At 66.9% G+C, this 19,372-nt stretch carries 13 protein-coding genes and 1 tRNA gene; 12 read left to right on the forward strand and 2 right to left on the reverse strand.

Annotated elements, in window-relative coordinates; genetic code table 11:
• Position 1 precedes the first annotated feature (1 nt).
• Positions 2-1,153, reverse strand: coding sequence for an AAA family ATPase (locus AC1DES_RS06765; RefSeq protein WP_476894917.1), 1,152 nt, complete (start codon positions 1,151-1,153; stop codon positions 2-4).
• Between the two features lie 238 nt (positions 1,154-1,391).
• Between AC1DES_RS06765 and AC1DES_RS06770 the strand changes: the two genes are divergently transcribed.
• The 5 genes from AC1DES_RS06770 to AC1DES_RS06790 all read left to right on the forward strand — a co-directional run bounded on the left by AC1DES_RS06770 (position 1,392) and on the right by AC1DES_RS06790 (position 7,774).
• Entirely contained in the window at positions 1,392-2,279 is an 888-nt protein-coding gene (locus AC1DES_RS06770; RefSeq protein WP_476894918.1) for a TatD family hydrolase, read from the forward strand.
• A gap of 281 nt (positions 2,280-2,560) precedes the next feature.
• A complete protein-coding gene (locus AC1DES_RS06775) occupies positions 2,561-3,745 on the forward strand; it encodes a ubiquitin-like domain-containing protein (RefSeq protein ID WP_476894919.1) in 1,185 nt (394 codons plus the stop codon).
• A gap of 103 nt (positions 3,746-3,848) precedes the next feature.
• A complete protein-coding gene (gene rsmA, locus AC1DES_RS06780) occupies positions 3,849-4,736 on the forward strand; it encodes a 16S rRNA (adenine(1518)-N(6)/adenine(1519)-N(6))-dimethyltransferase RsmA (protein WP_476894920.1) in 888 nt (295 codons plus the stop codon).
• Between the two features lie 161 nt (positions 4,737-4,897).
• Entirely contained in the window at positions 4,898-5,860 is a 963-nt protein-coding gene (locus tag AC1DES_RS06785) for a 4-(cytidine 5'-diphospho)-2-C-methyl-D-erythritol kinase (protein WP_476894921.1), read from the forward strand.
• Positions 5,861-5,944: 84 nt separating this feature from the next.
• On the forward strand, positions 5,945-7,774 hold the full coding sequence (locus AC1DES_RS06790) for an ABC-F family ATP-binding cassette domain-containing protein (RefSeq protein ID WP_476894922.1): 1,830 nt from the start codon (positions 5,945-5,947) through the stop codon (positions 7,772-7,774).
• A 655-nt stretch (positions 7,775-8,429) separates the two neighbouring features.
• On the opposite strand, the gene AC1DES_RS06795 is transcribed toward AC1DES_RS06790, so the two are convergent.
• Positions 8,430-9,029, reverse strand: coding sequence for a TetR/AcrR family transcriptional regulator (locus tag AC1DES_RS06795; RefSeq protein ID WP_476895002.1), 600 nt, complete (start codon positions 9,027-9,029; stop codon positions 8,430-8,432).
• Between the two features lie 200 nt (positions 9,030-9,229).
• Between AC1DES_RS06795 and AC1DES_RS06800 the strand changes: the two genes are divergently transcribed.
• The 7 genes from AC1DES_RS06800 to AC1DES_RS06830 all read left to right on the forward strand — a co-directional run bounded on the left by AC1DES_RS06800 (position 9,230) and on the right by AC1DES_RS06830 (position 19,229).
• Positions 9,230-9,301, forward strand: a tRNA-Gln gene (locus AC1DES_RS06800).
• A 208-nt stretch (positions 9,302-9,509) separates the two neighbouring features.
• On the forward strand, positions 9,510-10,997 hold the full coding sequence (gene glmU / locus AC1DES_RS06805) for a bifunctional UDP-N-acetylglucosamine diphosphorylase/glucosamine-1-phosphate N-acetyltransferase GlmU (RefSeq protein WP_476894923.1): 1,488 nt from the start codon (positions 9,510-9,512) through the stop codon (positions 10,995-10,997).
• Between the two features lie 5 nt (positions 10,998-11,002).
• On the forward strand, positions 11,003-11,983 hold the full coding sequence (locus tag AC1DES_RS06810; protein ID WP_476894924.1) for a ribose-phosphate diphosphokinase: 981 nt from the start codon (positions 11,003-11,005) through the stop codon (positions 11,981-11,983).
• Between the two features lie 288 nt (positions 11,984-12,271).
• Positions 12,272-12,868: a 50S ribosomal protein L25/general stress protein Ctc gene (locus AC1DES_RS06815; protein WP_476894925.1), complete on the forward strand. Its 597-nt coding sequence runs from the start codon at positions 12,272-12,274 to the stop codon at positions 12,866-12,868.
• 121 nt (positions 12,869-12,989) lie between these two features.
• Entirely contained in the window at positions 12,990-13,577 is a 588-nt protein-coding gene (gene pth, locus AC1DES_RS06820; RefSeq protein WP_476894926.1) for an aminoacyl-tRNA hydrolase, read from the forward strand.
• 206 nt (positions 13,578-13,783) lie between these two features.
• The gene (locus tag AC1DES_RS06825) at positions 13,784-16,528 is read left to right on the forward strand and encodes a helix-turn-helix transcriptional regulator (protein WP_476894927.1); all 2,745 of its coding nucleotides are present in this window, start codon (positions 13,784-13,786) and stop codon (positions 16,526-16,528) included.
• Entirely contained in the window at positions 16,506-19,229 is a 2,724-nt protein-coding gene (locus AC1DES_RS06830) for a LuxR C-terminal-related transcriptional regulator (RefSeq protein ID WP_476894928.1), read from the forward strand. The genes AC1DES_RS06825 and AC1DES_RS06830 overlap by 23 nt, the downstream gene beginning before the upstream one ends.
• The last annotated feature ends 143 nt before the right edge of the window (positions 19,230-19,372 follow it).

Below are 19,372 nucleotides of genomic sequence, written 5' to 3' on the forward strand. Positions count from 1 at the left end.
CCTAGCCGCGGTTCGGCAGAGTGGGCGACTGCGCCAGGGCGGCCCTGTCACGCGCGGCGCGGCCGGCCCTGGCAGGGGCGGCGGCAGCCACGTCCGGGCTGACGGGAATCCTGGCCAGGATCGCACGGATGACGCTTTGCGGCGTCTCGCCCGTGCTGGCGGCCTTGCGGTCGAGGATGATCCGGTGAGCCAGCACGGCTTCGGCGACGCTGACGACGTCGTCCGGGAGCACGAAGTCCCGGCCCTCCAGCGCAGCCGTGGCCTTGGCCGCGCGCAGCAGCTGCAGCATGGACCGGGGGCTGGCGCCCAGCCTGAGCATCCCGCTCTCACGCGTGGCCCGGCCCAGGGACACGGTGTATTCCTTGATCGACCGGGACACATAGACCTGCTGAACGGTGGCGATCATGGCGGCCACCTCGGCCGCGGTGACGACGGCGGTCACCCGGGTCAGCGGGGACGATGCCTGATGCGTTTCCAGCATCTCCATCTCGGAGTCCTTGTCCGGGTAGCCCATGGAAATCCGGGCCATGAAACGGTCGCGCTGCGCCTCCGGAAGCGGGTAGGTGCCCTCCATCTCGATGGGGTTCTGCGTTGCCACCACCATGAACGGCTCATCGAGTTTGTAGGACTTGCCGTCGACCGTGACCTGATGTTCCTCCATGCATTCAAGCAAGGCCGACTGGGTCTTCGCGGAGGCGCGGTTGATCTCGTCGCCGATCACGATGTTGGCGAAGACGGCTCCGGGCCGGAACTCGAAGCTCCGGGACGACTGGTCATAGATCGACACGCCCGTCACATCGGAGGGCAGCAGGTCAGGGGTGAACTGGATCCGGCTGACGGAACAGTCGATGCTGCGGGCCAGGGTCTTGGCGAGCAGCGTCTTGCCCACCCCCGGGACGTCCTCAAGCAGCAGGTGCCCCTGGGCCAGCAGCACGGTGAGGGCCAGCTTGGCGGCCTCGGCCTTGCCGTCAATGACGGTGTTGATGGCCGCGAGGATCCGTGTGCTGGCCGCGTGGAATGCCTCGGCCTCCATGGCCCCCGGGGCGCGCGGCACGGACCGGCGCTGCGCCGCGCGCCGGTCAAGGCTGGAATCATCCGCGAACCCCTCTCCGTCAGGGAGAACGTCGCCTACGGTAGTGCTGTGGTAGTCCATCGGCAGCCTTTCAGCCCTGGTGGGTCCCGTAATGGATCGGCAACCGCTGCCGGGCCCCTCATCGGGTGTTTGCCTGTATTGCTATCAGAGTACTAACACAACTGCCGGGCTTGACAGCGAGTTCCGCGCAATTCTCTGCCGCTAAGCCCCGGAAGTTCCGGGGCTTATTAACTTGAGGGTGTTAATACGGTCGGCGGACCGCGGCGCGAAGCGTGGGCCGCCCGGTTAGGGTAGAAGGATGCTGAACCCCCGCACCCCCGCCCCGTTCCGCGCGCCTGGAAGTGACGGCACCGGACGTAGCGGCTATCCGCCGGCGCCCGAGCCCCTTCCGGTCGCGGTCATGGACAACCACACGCACCTTGACTTCCCCGACGCGGAGTTGACCGTCAGCTTCAAGGACGCACTCGACGCGGCGGAGGCAGTTGGCGTCCAGGGGGCCGTCCAGGTGGGGTGCGACCTCGAATCATCCAGGTTCACCCTCAAGGCCGTCGAGGCGGACCCCCGGCTGCTGGGCGCCGTCGCGATCCACCCGAATGACGCCCCGGAGTACGCCCGCCGCGGGGAGCTGGAGGAAGCCCTGGCCGAGATCGAGGCGCTCGCCTCGCACCCGCGGATCCGGGCGATCGGCGAAACCGGCCTCGATTTTTTCCGGACCGAAGGCGAGGGGCTCGCCCACCAGCGGTATTCGTTCCGGCGCCACATCGACATCGCCAAGCGGCTCGGACTGACCCTGCAGATCCACGACCGGGACGCCCACGACGACGTCGTCCAGGTCCTGCGGGAAGAGGGGGCCCCCGAGCGGGTGGTTTTCCACTGTTTCTCGGGTGGCGGGGAGCTGGCCCGGATCTGCAATACGGAGGGCTGGTACATGTCCTTCGCCGGGACCCTGACGTTCAAGAACGCATCGAATCTGCGCGAAGCCCTCGCCATCGCCGAGCCCGGGAGGCTCCTTGTCGAGACCGATGCGCCCTTCCTGACCCCGCACCCGCACCGGGGTCGTCCCAATGCAAGTTACATGGTTCCCTACACCGTCCGGGCCATGGCGGAATTGACTGGGTCCGAGCTGTCCGGGCTGTGTGCGCAAATTGCCGGAAATACGGTGCAGGCATACGGATCCTGGGACTGAAACGACCGTTTTCGGCCTCCCCTCGAGAATACCGGGTATGCACAAAATCTTGGCTGCTTTATAACGCTACGGTTACAGTGGACAACTATTAGCCGGGGTCGGGGAAGGCCTTCGGATATTTTCACTCCAGCAGGGCGTGCATCGTGGCAATCGAACCACATGTGCGCTCTCGTTTGTGAGTGTGGCAGTGCACGCATCTGCCGCGAACAGCCGGACCCCGTCCGGAGCTGCCCCTGGGGCGTTTGCGGAGGGTGGTTCCGTGCGCTTTTCCCCGTGCCCGGATGGTCCAAGAGATTCGGGCAATCGTGGTCAAGTTCTTCACATCGGACGGAAAGATCAGCTTCGTCAAGGTCGGTTCGCAGCTTGTTGTGCTCGTGGCACTCGTGCTGGGCCTGGTGGCCTTTGTCGGCAACAACAAGACGATCACACTCAACGTCGACGGGAAAGTGAGCTCCGTCCAGACATTCGGCGGCACCGTCGGCCAGGTGGTCAAGGGCGCCAAGGTTGAACTGCAGCCCTCCGACAGGGTGTCGCCTTCGGTGGACTCCCATGTGCAGGACGGGTCCGTCATCAACGTCAACCTTGCCAAGGCCGTCAAGGTCAGCCTGGACGGCGCGGAGCGCACCATCAGCACCACCTCGCCCACCGTTGAAGGGCTCGTGACGGAACTCGGCGTCGCCAGCGCCTCGCAGGTTTCCGTCCCCAAGGACGCCCAGTTGTCCGTCTCCGGTTCCTTCGTGGCCATTTCGACGCCGAAGACCGTGAGCATCGTCGCGGACGGCAAGGCCACCAAGGCCACCACGACGGCGGCCACGGTCGCCCAGGTACTCGACGACGCCGGTCTTTCGCTGGGCGCCAGCGACCGCACCTCCCAGCCGGGAAATGCTCCGGTTGTCAATGACATGGTCATCAAGGTTTCCCGCGTCGACGCCAGCAAGACGGCCGACGTCACCGATTCCCTCCCGTTCGAGACCCTCACCACCGAGAGCGCCGACATGTTCAAGGGTGAGAAGACAACCACCCAGGCGGGCGTAGCCGGCAGCAGCAAGAAGACGTTCAAACTGGTTCTCGTAGACGGCCGCGAAGCGTCCCGCACGCTCGTGTCAGAGTCCGTCAGCGCCCAGCCGGTCACCGAAAAGGTCACCGTCGGCACCAAGGACAAGCCCAAGCCTGCGGCCGCTCCGGCTGCCGGCAACACCGGCGCCGCAGCCCCGGCGATGATGAACGAAGCCATGTGGGACAAGATCGCGCAGTGCGAGTCCGGCGGCAACTGGGCCATCAACTCCGGCAACGGCTACTACGGCGGACTGCAGTTCGACGTTTCCTCGTGGCTGGCCAACGGCGGCGGAGCTTACGCCCCGAACGCCAGCCAGGCTTCGAAGGGTCAGCAGATCGCGGTAGCCAACACGTACTACGCCAAGGCAGGGCTGCGCCCCTGGGGCTGCGGCTGGGCCGCCTCCAGCTAACCCAAGGCTTCCGCGGCTGACCACGGCTGCATTGCCCGGCACAGGCCGGGTCCGGATCTCCGGACCCGGCCTCTGCCATGCCCGGACGGGATAGGATACCTAGGTGACTGAACCGACCCCCTCCGCCCCCGGAAACGCGCCCGCATCACTCATGGGAGCCTCCGACATCCGCCGGCTGGCCGAGGAAATCGGAGTCCGCCCCACCAAGACCCTGGGCCAGAACTTCGTCATTGACGGAAACACGATCCGGCGGATCGTTGCCGCCGCGGACATCCATCCCGATGAAACAGTTCTCGAGGTCGGGCCCGGGCTGGGATCGCTCACCCTGGGCCTGCTGGACGCCGCACGGACCGTCGTCGCCGTCGAAATCGATCCGGTCCTGGCCGCACGGCTCCCGGACACGGTCAGCGAATGGCGGGCCGGCGCCGTCGGGAACTTCCACCTCGTGCTGGCCGACGCCATGAAGGTAACGCAGCTTCCGGTCGAACCGACCGCCCTCGTGGCGAATCTGCCGTACAACGTCGCCGTTCCGGTGGTTCTGCATCTCTTGCAGCATTTCCCGAGCCTCCGCCACGGGCTGGTGATGGTCCAGGACGAGGTTGCCGACAGGCTCGCCGCAGGGCCCGGGTCCAAGACCTACGGTGTGCCCTCAGTCAAGGCCGCCTGGTACAGCAGCATGCGCAAGGCCGGCGTGATCGGCATGAACGTCTTCTGGCCTGCGCCGAAGATCCACTCCGGCCTCGTCGCGTTCACGCGCCGCGAACCACCCGTCACCACGGCCACCCGGGAACAGGTCTTCGCCGTCATCGATGCCGCTTTCGCGCAGCGCCGCAAGACGCTGCGCGCTGCGCTGGCCGGCTGGGCCGGCAGCGCTGCCGAAGCCGAACGGTGCCTCCGGGCCGCCGGCGTCGACCCCGCCGCGCGCGGCGAAGTAATCGACATTGCGGCATTCGCCAGGATCGCCGAAGCACACGCCCTGCCCGAGGCCTGAGCACGTCTCCTGGGAGCCGCTCCGGCGCCTCTCCGGTGCCTCTCCGGAGCGCCGCCGGGCACGCCGCCGGCGGCCGAAGGGCACCGTGCCGGGTGGCCGAAAGGCACGGTGCTTCCGTCGCATGCTTGGAGGCGGAGCCCGCGATGCCATAGCGTGGAGCCATGAACGCAGTGAGAGGGCGCTTTGCCGCGAGGACTGTTCGGGTCAAGGCTCCCGGCAAGGTAAACGTCTCACTGGACGTCGGACCGCTGCGTGCGGACGGATACCACTCTGTGGCAAGTGTCTATCTGGCCGTTTCCCTCTACGAAGAAGTCGCCGCCACCAGCACGGACACCGGGAAGATTACCGTCAGCATCAGCCCGGCCAGCACGCTGGACCTGGACGACGTGGACATTCCCCTCGACGAACGCAACCTGGCGCACAAGGCCGCAGCCATCATGACCGACGTCTCGGAGCATTCCACGGGCGTCCACCTCGAAATCACCAAGCGGGTACCCGTCGCCGGCGGCATGGGCGGCGGTTCCGCCGACGCCGCCGCCACACTGCTGGCCTGTGACGCGCTGTGGAACAGCGGACTCTCCCGCGACGAGCTGGCACATCTGGCCGCCGAACTCGGCGCGGACGTCCCGTTCTCGCTCCTCGGGGGCACCGCCGTCGGACTGGGCGTGGGCGATGACCTCTCGCCGGCCCTCGTGAAGGCCCAGACCGACTGGGTCCTCGTCACGGCCGACTTCGGTCTGCCCACCCCCGAGGTCTTCCGGACCCTGGACCGGCTGCGCGCCGCCGAAGGCGTGGCGATCGATGAACCCACTGCCGTGGACCCCGGAGTCCTCACGGCGCTGCGCAGCGGGGACGCCGACGCCTTGAGCCGGGTCCTGGTCAACGACCTCCAGCGCGCCTCCATCGAGCTGGCCCCCGGACTGCGGGACACCCTCGGACTCGGCGAAGCCTGCGGCGCCATCGCAGGAATCGTCTCCGGCTCGGGACCCACCGTAGCCTTCCTCGCGCACAGCCCGGCCGCGGCCGCAGGCCTGGCCGAGGACCTCCGCCACCACGGCCTTGACGCCCTGGCCGTCCACGGCCCGGTGCACGGTGCACGCATCATCTCCGATACGCTCCTTTAGGAGCTTCTGCGCTCCCCGACGCAACATTTCATCCCAACACAGCACTGATCCACCTCACCGATACACCTAAGAAAGCAGTTCCCAGTGGCACACCTGCTCGGCGGCGAGAACCTCACGGTCTCGTATGCAACCCGCACCGTCCTCGACGGCATCACCCTCGGCCTGGAAGAGGGCGACCGGATCGGCATGGTGGGCCGCAACGGCGACGGCAAATCGACCCTCATGCGGCTGCTGGCCATGCGCTCCACCCCGGACTCCGGCCGGGTGACCAAGCGCAGCGAGGTCAACATCGGCTACCTGGATCAGAGCGACGTGCTCGACGGCGACCTCACCGTAGGCGCCGCCATCGTCGGGGACCAGGCGGACTACGAATGGGCCCGCAATCCCCAGATCCGTGAAGTCATGGGCGGACTCGTGTCCGACGTCGACTGGCACGCCAACGTCCACGCTCTCTCCGGCGGGCAGAAGCGCCGGGTGGCGCTGGCGAAGCTGCTGATCGAGGACCACGACGTCATCATGCTCGACGAGCCGACCAACCACCTCGACGTCGAAGGCGTCGCGTGGCTGTCCCGGCACCTGAAGACCCGCTGGCGGGCCAACCAGGGCGCCTTCCTCGTCGTCACCCACGACCGCTGGTTCCTCGACGAAGTCTGCACCAAGACCTGGGAAATCCACGACGGCATCATGGACCCGTTCGACGGCGGCTACGCCGCCTATGTGCTGGCCCGCGCCGAACGTGACCGCTCCGCTTCCGTGGTGGAAAGCAAGCGCCAGCAGCTCGTGAAGAAGGAGCTTGCCTGGCTCCGGCGCGGCGCCCCGGCCCGCACCGCCAAGCCGAAGTTCCGGATCGAGGCGGCCAACGCCCTGATCGCCGACGTCCCCGAGCCGCGCGACTCGACGGCGCTGAGCAAGATGGCCACGGCCCGGCTCGGCAAAGACGTGCTGGACCTGGAGAACGTCTCCCTCGACTTCCTCGGCGGCGAACCCGGCCAGAAACTCTTCGACAACATCACCCTGCGGCTCGCCCCGGGTGAGCGGCTGGGTCTCGTGGGCGTCAACGGCGCCGGCAAGACCACCCTGCTGAAGCTCCTCAACGGCGAGATCGAGCCCACCTCGGGCAAGGTCAAGCGCGGCAAGACGGTTGTCACCGCCGTGCTGTCCCAGGAGGTCAAGGAACTCGACGACGTCTCGGACCTGCGCGTGATCGAAGTGATCGAGCGTGAGAAGCGTTCCTTCAATGTGGGCGGCAAGGAATTCACGGCCGGACAACTCGTGGAGCAGCTTGGCTTCACGAACGAGAAGCAGTGGACCCCGGTCAGGGACCTCTCCGGTGGCGAACGGCGCCGCCTCCAGCTCCTGCGCCTGCTCGTCGGCGAGCCCAACGTGCTCATGCTGGACGAACCGACCAATGACCTCGACACCGACACCCTGGCAGCCGTCGAGGACGTCCTGGACGGCTGGCCCGGGACGCTGGTGGTCGTCAGCCACGACCGCTACCTGCTCGAACGCGTCACGGACCACCAGATGGCGCTGCTCGGCGACGGCAAGATCCGTGCCCTGCCGCGCGGCGTGGACCAGTACCTGGAGCTGCGGGAAGCCACGATGGCGGGCTCCACCATCACCGGCGGCGGCAACCCGGTCACCTCCTCCAGTGCCGGTTCCGCCCCCGCCGTCGCCGGCCCTTCGGAGGCCGAGAAGCGCGACGCCCGCAAGGCCAAGAACCGGATCGACCGCCAGCTGGGCAAGCTCAAGCAGCAGGAGGACAAGATCCACGCCCAGATGACGGCCGGTGCCGGGGATGCCAGCAAATTCGATGAGCTCGCCGGACTTAACAGCAAGCTTCAGGGCCTCGCCAGCGAACGCGAGGCCCTGGAACTCGAATGGCTTCAGGCCCTCGAAGTCCTGGGGGAGTAGTCCGCTGGTGTCCCGGTGGGCCTTGGGACATGATGGCTGGCGCCCCGTGGGGACATGGTCAATGTGCTGCGGCACGGCTGGACATGTCCCCGGCTCACGAAAACCCTCTGGCTAAACCCTCAGGACAAGCCCTGGGTTAACTGAAACCCTCTGGCTAAACCCTCGGGACAAGCCCTGGGTTAACTGAAACCCTCTGGGCATGTCCCGCGGTGAAGGCGAGGGATGGACATGCTCCCCTTTGTGCCCAGAACCTTCAGGACATGCTCTTTGGTGGAGGCCGGGGATGGGCATGTTGGTGTTATGTCCAGTCCTGGAGGCCGGGGGAGGGCATGTCCCGCGGAGCGCTCCGGGGGCTTCGCTGCCGGGGAGGGTTGGGCATGTCTCTGGGTTGAGGCCAGGGATGGACATGCTCCCCGGTGTGCCCTGAATCTTCAGGACATGCTCTTTGGTGCAGGCCGGGGATGGACATATTGGCGCCATGTCCATTCCTCGGGGCCAGGGGTGGGCATGTCCCGCGGAGCGCTGAACCTTCAGGACATGCTCTTTGGTGGAGGCCGGGGGAGGGCATGTCCCGCGGAGCGCTCCGGGGGCTTCGCTGCCGGGGAGGGGAGGGCATGTCCCGCGGCGGCAAGCGAGCAGCGGACAGCCCCGGGACTCACTCCTGGCTGCGGAGCCCGGGTTCCTTCTGCAGCCCCGTCAGGCCGTTCCAGGCCAGGTTGACCAGGTGCGCAGCAACTTCGCGCTTGTCCGGCTGGCGGCTGTCCTGCCACCACTGGCCGGTCATGGCGACCATCCCGACCAGCATCTGGGCGTACATGGCGCCGTCGGCAGTGCTGAAGCCCCGCCGGGCAAGCTCGTCCTCCAGGATGTGCTCCACGCGTGCCGTCACATGGGAGAGCAGTGTAGAGAACGCCCCTTCAGGCTGCGACGGCGGCGCGTCGCGCATGAGGATGCGGAAGCCGTCGGTACGGTCCTCGATGTACGTCAGCAGGGCAAGGGTTGCCCGCTCCACCAGGACGCGGGGCTTGGCGTCCTCGGCCAGGGCGTCGTTGACGGAGGTGAGCAGGATCCGGAATTCGTACTCGACCACCTGCGTGTACAGCCCCTCCTTGGACCCGAAGTGCTCGTAGATCACGGGTTTGGAGACGCCCGCGGATGCGGCGATTTCCTCGATGGTGGTGCCGTCGAGGCCGCGCACGGCGAATAGCCCGCGGCCGATTCCGATCAACTGGGTGCGGCGCTGCTGGCCCGTCATCCGGGGCCTGGGTATGTAGCCGGGGGCCTGCCCTGGCCTGCCGCTCGGGCCGTCCGCCCCGTCGGATGCGCCTGCACTCTTGCTCACAGGTCCATCATGCCCTAACGGCGTGCCGCCTCGGCTGCGCGCGCTGGGTCGCACGACGTTCAATCTTCGTGGCAGAATTGGTTCTCGTGCCACAGGCTCAAGGCCCGGCACTGTCCGCTCTGGTGTAATGGCAGCACCCCGGCCTTTGGAGCCGTGGAGTATAGGTTCGAGTCCTATGGGCGGAACCGTCGTGGGATGTGGCGTGAGGACGCCCCGGCGGGCGGATTCCTGCAGGAGTCACGTAGGATGAATCTGACGCCGTGACCGGATTCCCGGTCCGGACATGGCCGCGCGGAACCGGCAACCGAGGTGCACCAGGACCCCGGCCGCGGGGCGAACCAGAACCACCCAGCAGAGGCATGAGCTAAGCCACTGAGCAAGGAGAGCCCGTACGTGAGCCCCGAGAACACCGGCCCAGCCGCCGTCATCGTCCTAGCTGCAGGTGCCGGTACCCGGATGAAATCCCGTACCCCCAAGATCCTCCATGAGATCGGCGGCCGGTCCCTCGTCGGCCACGCCCTCTTGGCGGCCCGCACCATTCACCCGCGCGAGCTCGCTCTCGTCGTCCGGCACGAGCGTGACCTCGTCGCCGCCCACATCGCCGCGGTCGACCCCGGTGCCCTGATCGTCGACCAGGACGAGGTGCCCGGCACCGGACGCGCCGTCGAGGCCGCCCTCGACGCCCTCGACTCGCTCCACCCCGAAGCGCGGCTGAGCGGAACGGTTGTCGTCACCTACGGCGACGTCCCCCTGCTCACCGGCCAGCTTCTCGCCGAGCTGGTCGCCACCCACGAGGCCGAGGGCAACGCCGTCACCGTCCTCACGGCAGTCCTGGACGACGCCACCGGCTACGGCCGGATCCTCCGGGCCGCGGACGGCACAGTCACCGGCATCCGTGAACACAAGGATGCCACGGACGCGGAACGCGGGATCCGCGAGGTCAACTCCGGCATCTACGCCTTCGACGCCGCCGTGCTGCGCGACTCGCTGGCCCACGTCACCACCGACAACGCCCAGGGCGAGAAATACCTCACCGATGTCCTGGGCCTGGCCCGCGCGGCCGGGGGACGCGTCGCCGCCGTCGTCACGGAAGACCGCTGGCAGGTCGAAGGCGCCAACGACCGCGTCCAGTTGTCGGCCCTCGGTGCCGAACACAACCGCCGCACGGTGGAGGCCTGGATGCGTGCCGGCGTGACGGTCGTGGATCCGGCGAGCACCTGGATCGATTCCACGGTGACGCTCGGCGAGGACGTCCGGGTCCTGCCCAACACCCAGCTGCACGGCGCCACCACAGTGGCGCGCGACGCCGTCGTCGGTCCGGATACGACCCTGACCGACGTCCACGTGGGTGAGGGCGCCACGGTGACCCGTACCCACGGTTCCGGCTCCACGATCGGCGCGAAGTCCAGCGTCGGTCCCTTCACGTACCTGCGTCCCGGCACCGTCCTGGGTGAGACCGGCAAGATCGGCGCCTTCTACGAGACCAAGAACGTCACGATCGGCCGCGGTTCCAAGCTCTCCCACCTCGGCTACGCAGGAGACGCGGAAATCGGCGAGGACACGAACATCGGCTGCGGCAATATCACGGCCAACTACGACGGCGAGAAGAAGCACCGGACGGTCATCGGCTCCGGCGTGCGCACCGGCTCCAACACCGTTTTCGTCGCGCCCGTCCAGGTGGGCGACGGCGCGTACAGCGGTGCCGGCGCAGTGATCCGCCACGACGTCCCGGCAGGCGCCCTGGCCCTGTCCCTGGCCAAGCAGCGGAACGCGGAAGGCTGGGTCCTGGCGAACCGCCCGGGCACGCTCTCCGCCAACCTGGCCGAGGCCGCAGGCGCCCCAACATCCTCCACTACTCCGGCACCGACAGAAGAGGGCTAGCAATCATGAGCGAAATTACGGCACACGGCGAGAAGAAGCTGGTGCTTGCCGCCGGGCGCGCACACCCCGAACTGGCGAAGGAGATCGCCAAGGAACTCGGAACCGAACTGCTGCCCCTGGACGCCTATGACTTCGCCAACGGCGAGATCTACGTCCGCGCCGGCGAGAGCGTCCGCGGCACCGATGCCTTCGTCATCCAGGCGCACCCGGCCCCGCTGAACAACTGGCTCATGGAACAGCTGATCATGATCGATTCGCTCAAGCGGGCCTCCGCCAAGCGCATCACGGTGGTCTCGCCGTTCTACCCCTACGCCCGGCAGGACAAGAAAGGCCGCGGCCGCGAGCCGATCTCCGCACGCCTCGTCGCCGATCTGTACAAAACGGCCGGCGCCGACCGCATCATGAGCGTTGACCTGCACACCTCGCAGATCCAGGGCTTCTTCGACGGCCCGGTGGACCACCTCATGGCCATCCCGCTCCTCGCCGATTACATCCGCACCCGGGTCGGGTCGGACAAGATCACCGTCGTCTCCCCGGACACCGGCCGCGTCCGGGTCGCCGAGCAGTGGGCCGAGCGCCTCGGCGGCGCGCCGCTGGCGTTCGTGCACAAGAGCCGCGACCTCACCGTCCCCAACCAGGCCGTCTCCAAGACCGTCGTCGGGCAGATCGAAGGCCGCACCTGCGTGCTGATCGATGACATGATCGACACCGGCGGAACGATTTCCGGCGCGGTCCAGGTGCTCAAGAACGCCGGCGCCAAGGACGTCATCATCGCCGCGACCCACGCTGTGTTCTCCGATCCGGCGGCCCGCCGGCTGTCCGAGTCCGGAGCCCGCGAGGTCGTCGTCACCAACACGCTGCCGATCACCGCGGACAAGTACTTCCCGCAACTCACCGTGCTGTCCATCGCGCCGCTCATCGCCCGTGCCATCCGCGAGGTGTTCGACGACGGCTCCGTCACCAGCCTGTTCGACGGCCAGGCTTAGGCAGTCCCGGCGCCTGGCGAACGGGCCGGGCCCGCGGATGAACCGCAGGCCCGGCCCGTTTTCGTGAAACCAGTTCCACGCTGGTAGCCTTGTAGCGAAACCTTGGCGAGGGAGAGCGCCGGTAATCCGTATTAATGGGAAATTAATCGGTGAGCCGGAGTGCTGGTCTCCGTAATCGACTGGGTCTGAATCTCCCTTCGGAAGGGCAGCCGCACGGCCGCCCGGCGTTGAAGGTCGCAAACAGACCTCCGCCCTTGCTGATCACCGTTAGTCCCTTAGGAGATACACATGTCTGAGCAGAAGCTCGCAGCAGAAGTCCGCACCGAATTCGGCAAGGGCTTTGCCCGCCGCGCCCGCATGGCTGGCCTCATCCCCGCAGTGATCTACGGCCACGGCGCCGAGCCGATCCACATCACCCTGCCGGCGAAGTCCACCACGCTGGCCGTCCGTGTCGCCAACGCCCTGCTGACCCTGGACATCAACGGCGAACAGCACCTCGCCCTCGTCAAGGACATCCAGCGCGACCCGATCAAGCAGATCATCGAGCACCTCGACCTCCTGACCGTCCGTACGGGCGAGAAGGTCACCGTGGACGTTCCCGTGCACCTGACGGGCGAACTGGCTCCGGGCAACGTGTACAACCAGGAAATGACCGTCGTCTCCCTCGAGGCCGAGGCAACCCACCTGCCGACCGCCATTGAGGTCAGCATCGAGGGCCGCACCGCCGGCGAGCACATCCACGCCTCGGACCTGGTGCTGCCGAAGGGATCCGTCCTGCTGGCCGACGCCGAGTCCCTCGTCGTTCACATCTCCGAAGCCACCGAAGTCTCCGAGGAAGAGGCCTCGGCCGACACCACGGAAGGCTCCTCGGTCGCAGCCGAGTAATTCCGGCGAAATCACCGGTGGCCGGGTCCCTCTGGGGCCCGGCCGCCGTCGTCTGTTCTGCCTTACGAACCGTCCGGAGCCGGCCGTCGTCACCCGGGCCGGCCCACAGAAGGATTGATCCATGACTGACACCTGGCTGATCGTAGGCCTAGGCAACCCGGGACCCGAGTACAGCCACAACCGGCACAACGTCGGACAGATGGTCCTGGACGAACTCGCCGCCCGCGTGGGAGGCAGCTTCAAGTCCCACAAATCGCGGGCGCAGGTCCTGGAAGGCCGCCTCGGCATCGGCGGCCCACGGATCGTGCTCGCCAAGCCGCTGTGCTACATGAACGTCTCCGGCGGGCCGGTCTCTGCCCTGGCCCAGTTCTACGACATCGATCCCGGACATGTCATCACTGTCCATGACGAGATCGACATCCCTTTTGACACCGTGAAGCTCAAGGTCGGCGGCGGCGAAGGCGGCCACAACGGCCTGCGGGACATCTCGAAATCCCTGGCCACCAAAGACTACTTGCGCGTACGGGTCGGCGTCGGCCGCCCGCCCGGACGGATGGACACCGCGGACTTCGTCCTGAGGGACTTTTCCGCCCCGGAGAAGAAAGAACTGCCGTTCCTCATCGACTCAGCAGCTGACGCCGTGGAAGCGCTGGTCAAGGACGGACTGCTCGCCGCGCAGCAACAATTCCACCCGTCGAAGGCCCCGTAACGGCGCCGGCCGAGCCTGGCCGGCGGCCCTTGGCCAGCGGCCGCGGCGCCCCCAGCGTCACGGCCCGGCGCGCATGACGGGATTCCTTTCCAAGGATCTGCGAATACAGCTATGATCTGTCTACTCTCATGTCGGGGGATAGAGATAGGCTACTTCTATGCGGACAGTCGGGGGTTGCTGACCGCAAGCAGTACGAAGGAAACTACATGTCGAGGGATTCGCTGGGCTGGGGGAATGTTTCCACTACATTGGCACCCGCCGAAGAAGAGTTTGCCGCCGGTCCGGTCAACAGGCACAGGTGGTCCGGTCTGGCGCGCAACGCCGACGCCGAACGGGTTCGCAAGGAACTGCTTGAGCCCGACCGCATGGGCGTCGTCATCACCGGGGACCGCGGTGTAGGCAAGACCCTCGTCGGACGGACAGCCCTAGCCGGATTCGGCCCGGATGTCTACACTCTCCAGCTCCGTAGCGCAGGGCCCGGCTCCGCTACCCCGTACGGCTGCCTGGCCTTCACCCTCGCCCGCCTCCCGCAAAGCTCCCTTGGATCACCAACCGCGATCCTGCACGGCATCACCTCCCTGATCCGTGACGACGCCGCCGGACGCGAATGCGTCATCCTGCTGGACAACGCCGGGTCCCTGGACGAATTAAGTACCGGTGTCCTGCTGAACCTGCTCCAGACCCGGACCGCCCGGCTGATCGCTACGGCCCAGCGCACCACGGACCTTCCTCCCGACTTCTACTGGCTCATCACCTCCGGACAGCTCGCCGAGGTCCGACTGGCGAACCTGACCGAGGTCGAGACCCTCGAAGTGCTGCAGTCAGCGCTCGGCCACCGGGTCTCGACCGCACTGGCCAGCCAGATGCACCAGCTGGTCGGCGGCAGCCCCACCCTGCTGCAGGCCGTCGTCTCGGAGCAAATCGAACGGGGCAACCTCGTGTTGTCCGGCTCCGTCTGGACCCTGCTCGATGAAGTGGTGCTGGACGGCCGCACGGCACTGGAAGACATCGTCAGGGCCCGCTATGCGCGCGAGTCGCCGATCGCGCGGGAAGTCATCGACGTCCTTTCCTGCGCGAGGACCCTTCCGCTGTCCCGGCTCGCGAGGATGTACGGCCCGGGAATCATCGCCGACATGGAGGATGCGGGCCAGATCGTCATCGACCGGACGGACCGGCACCTCGTGACGCTGGGCGACCGCTACCTCGGAGACATTGTCCGGAACTGGCTCAGCGTGGAGCGCCGGCTCGAGTTGAGGGACAAAGTCCCGGGACACCAGCAGCATGAACTTGGCGAGCTCACGGTTGAGGACCTGCTCGCCTACGCAGCCTGGACCCACGATTGCCACGCCCAGCTCGCGCCGGCGCATGCACTCGCGGCCGCCAGCGCCGCGGTCAGGCTCTTTGACCCGAAATTCGCCCTCAAATGTGCCAGCAGCCTGAGCCCGGGGGACCGGGAATGGGCCGCGGGGCAACTGCAAAAATCGGCCGCGTACCTGCAACTGGGCCTGCCCGTGCAGGCCATGGCGGCCTTGGACGACGTCTCCGAGCCGCAGGTCAATGCGCTCCCCGCCGAGAGCTTTGCTGACTTCGTTGCGGCGAAAGCCGACTGCATGGCCTGGCTGGAAGACCGGTCCGGAAAGGTCCCCGAGCTCATCCGGGAGGCACGGGTCCGGCTCCAGGAACTGAGCTTGGACGACCCGGTCCCGGGCCAGGACGAACTCTCGCGGGCAACACTGTGCCTGGACCTCTGCGAATTCAACTACCTGTCCTTCGTCGGAGATTTCCGGCCCATGATGGAGCGGCTGACCGCAGCGGCCACAACCCAGGTTCCGGGTGCTGACCCGGTGCACCGGCTCAGGACGTCGATCATCCTGATGGAAGCGTTGTCCGTGATGGGCAAGGAGCTGGAGGCCCGCAACCTCATGCGGGAAATCGGCGGACAGATGGGCGACTGGTCCAACGTTCCTCGAATCCGCGAGAACTTCGCGTGGCGGTCCTTCAACGTGCTGCTCTTGTCCGGACTCTGGCGCCAGAGCATCGACATGCTTAAAGACGCCAGTGGCCGGGCCGGCCACGGACTGCATTCGGGGAGTGCCGCGACGGACCTTGCGGTCGGACTCGCCTACGTCTATGCCGGCCGCGGTTACATGGCGCTTGATCCGCTGCTCGCCGCGATAGCGCAACTGGAAGTCAGGTCGAGCCTGCAGTCGCTGCGGCAGGCCTACGCCGCGACTGCCTTCGCGTACGCCCAGACCGGCAACTCGATGCAGGCCACGATCTACCTCGACCGGGCCCGGTCGGCAGACGGTCCGGCCCGCTTTGCGATCAGCAGCTCCACGGAATTCTGCATGGACATGGCATCGCGGTGGCTGGGCGATCCCGAGGCGAAGGACCGGCTGGTGCGCTCAGCGGAGGAACATTTCAGGAACGGCCGCTACACGCTGGCAGGTATCTGCATGCTCGGGGCCACCGTCAACGGAACCGCCAAGGACTTCCACTTCATGGAGGAGATCGCGGCGCTCCGGCAGGGCCCGCTCTCAGAACTTTCCCGGACAATTGCCATCGGCAGCAGGAAGAAAGACGCCTCGATCATGCTCGAGGCTGCCGAGCAATCCATCGCCCTGGAACTCGACGCCGTCCAGGCACGATGCGCCGCGCTGGCCTTCGACTTCGCTAAGAGCGCCGGATTGACCGCCAGCGCCAACGTCGCCTACAGCATGTTGGAGAGCCTGTCCGAATCTGTTCCGGCACTGCCGATCATGCCTCGGAACAAGGGCCCGCTGCTGACCGAACGTGAGCGGCAAATAGCAACGCTTGCCGGAAACGGGGTCTCCAACAAGGACATTGCCCTGGAAGTGGGCATTTCAGTGAGAACCGTGGAGGGCCATTTGTACCAAGTGTTCACAAAGCTTGGAGTTTCGTCGCGAAGTGATCTGCTTGGACTCATCTAGGCCCCCCGCGGCAGAGCCCCGCAGTGCTGCGTCTCCAGCCTTGACCGGGCGGTCGGAGGATCTGCAATCGGCCGTGGCCGCCATCGAGGGCAGCACCTTCGTGGCCGTCTTCCTGCTCGGAGACAGCGGCATCGGCAAGTCGACGCTCATTGACGCGGTCGTGGGAGAACTCGGCTCGGAGATCACCCCGGTCCGTATCCACGGCAGCCCCTCCCTGACCAGCGTGCCGTATGGGGTACTCGGTCCCTTCATCGTTGGACTGCCGGTACAGGAAGCGACGTCGCAGCTCGCGGTTTTGAGGACCTTGTGGTCCCATTTGGAAAATGAGAAACGATCGACCCAGAGGCCCCTACTGCTGATTGTCGACGACGCTCACGATCTCGACGAAGCGACGGCGGGAATTCTGGCTGAACTCGCTGCGGCTGGCTGGGCGAAACTGATCGTGGCCGCGGCCGCCCGTCCCGGGCTGCCGGAGCCGCTGCTGCAGCTATGGTTCGAAGGTATCGCCGAACGACATGACCTGAGGCCGCTGACCCTGGTCCAGACCACGGATCTGCTGGAGCAGGAGCTCGGGTCCCAGATCCTGCCTCATGTCGCAGAGATCCTCTGGGAAGTCTCCGGCGGCAACCCCTTGCTGCTCCACGGGCTCCTCGACGACGCGCGGAACGACGGGACGCTCCTGCGGCGCAACGGAGTCTGGCTCTTCACCCGGCCGCTCAACAGCCATGGGGACCGGCTGACAGATGTTGTGCGGCGGCAGCTGCTCCGGCGCCCACCTGAAGAACGGCAGGCCCTGAATCTCGTTGCCCTGGCCGAACCGGTCTCGAGGGAGCTGATCGAGGCCGTCGTGGGGGCACAGGTGGTGACGTCCCTGCTGGACAACGAATTGATCCGCGTCTCGGCCTCCGACCCTCCTGAGCTGCGGTTGTGGCACACGGTCTACGGGGACACGATCCGGAACTTGATTTCGCCCGCGAGGAGCCTCCAGCTCCGGCAGAGCCTCCTGCGGCTCATGGACAGCGAACCGGCCTCCGCCGAAGGTCTGCTCCGGCACGTGAGCTGGTCAATTGAATGCGGCGTGGAGCTCGAGGACCGCCAGCTGTTGAGCGCAGCCGTCCTGGCCAGCCGGCTGTTCGAAGACGAGCTGGCCCGGAAGGCCGCACGTCTGGTCAAGGATCCCGAACTCCAGATTGCCGCCAGGGCGGTCATGGCGCGGACCCACTTCAACACTTCCGACTATTCAGCGGCCCGGGACATCCTTGAGGCCGATCTCGGCCACGGCAGCAGCGTCTCCAGCCTGCTGACGGGGACCCTGCTGTGGGCCGCGGTGCTTTCCGCCCTGGGCCACACACCGGCGGACATCATGGAACGCGCCCAAGTGATACAGCGAGCCGGCGAGCGGCTGGCCAAGGACAACCCGGAAGATGCCGAACGGATCCTTGCAGCCACGCGGGAGCGCTGGCGGACCATGGAGACCATGGTCCTCGCGCTGGCCGGCGAATACCAGGAGGACGGACCTGCGGCGGATGGGGCCGCTGCGCCGCGTCCTCCGGCCAACAACCTCGAGGCGGCGTTCCGCCTGTCCCTGGAAGCGGAACGGCTCCTCGTCCAGGGAAAGCCGCTGACCGCTTTCACTGCCATGACCGAGGCCCTGGACGCATCAGGCGGCGACCTCGCCGAACTCGACGAACTCTACTTCCTTACCGATTTCCTGGTGGTCCGCTCCGCCGCCGTCGCGATCCACGCAGGCGACTGGAAGTCGGCAGAGACCCTCCTGGCAGGATTCGTCGCAGGGTCCGGGCCCAGCCTGATCTCGTTCGGCGGGGGAGTCCACGCCGCCCACGGCATCATCCTGCTGTACCAGGGAAAGGCGACCCAGGCCTTGAATACGCTAAGCGCCGCCGTGGAAGCGCTGCGATTGGCTGACCCCCAGCAACTCTTTGCCCTGACAGCGTCGATGGCTTTCGCAGCCGCCGCTGAAGTCGGGGCCCAGGAGAAGGCGACGCTGTTTCTGGCTGACTACGAATCCTCGCCACCGGCCGTTTCGCGTTACACGCGCGCCCTGTCCAGGATGGCCATCATCTACGGCAAGGCGCGCCTTGGAAACTACCCCGGCGCCATAGCGGCACTCAGGGCGCTGGGCCGGCCCGATCCCGCAACGAACACGGCGGGCCTTGAACTCGACGCGCTTGCGTTCAGCCTCGCCCTGGGGGACGTGGAATCGGCGCCCCGGCTGCTGGAACTGGGGCCGGAGCTGGAAGGCCGGCGGGCGGCAGCGATTTGCGCCTACGCCGGTGCAATCAGCACGGACCAGGCCGCGGACCACATGGAAGCGGCGAAGAGCTGTGAAGCCGCAGAGCTCTGGGGGTTCGCCGCCCTTGCCTATGACGCTGCGGCCCACTCCTACCGGGCCGCAGGAGACACGCTGAGGGAACGCATGGCGAACTCCCAGCGGAAACGGTGCCTGGACCGGGCCGACGACCTCCCCGGCGAGGAGACGGCCAAGAGCGAGGATGCCCTCGGGATCCTGACCCGCCGTGAACGCGAAATCGTGGCACGGGCCGTCCGCGGCCTCAGCGACCGCCAGATCGCCACCGAACTCCAGGTATCCGTGCGCACCGTCGAAGGCCACCTGTATCGGAGTTACGCGAAGCTCAACGTCAAGGGCCGCGAGCAGCTTCCGGGCATTGCAAGGAGCTAGCTGGACCCGTGCGCGGGCGCCCGCGTTGCCCCGCCCGCCCGCTTGGCGGCAGGCACACTTGACCTGGACTGCCGACTACTTGGTTTGGACCGCCCCACAGGTCCAGGACATGTGAGTACAGCTACGTAGAGGGGGCCGATTAC

This window comes from Arthrobacter sp. 05T442 (assembly GCF_056395945.1).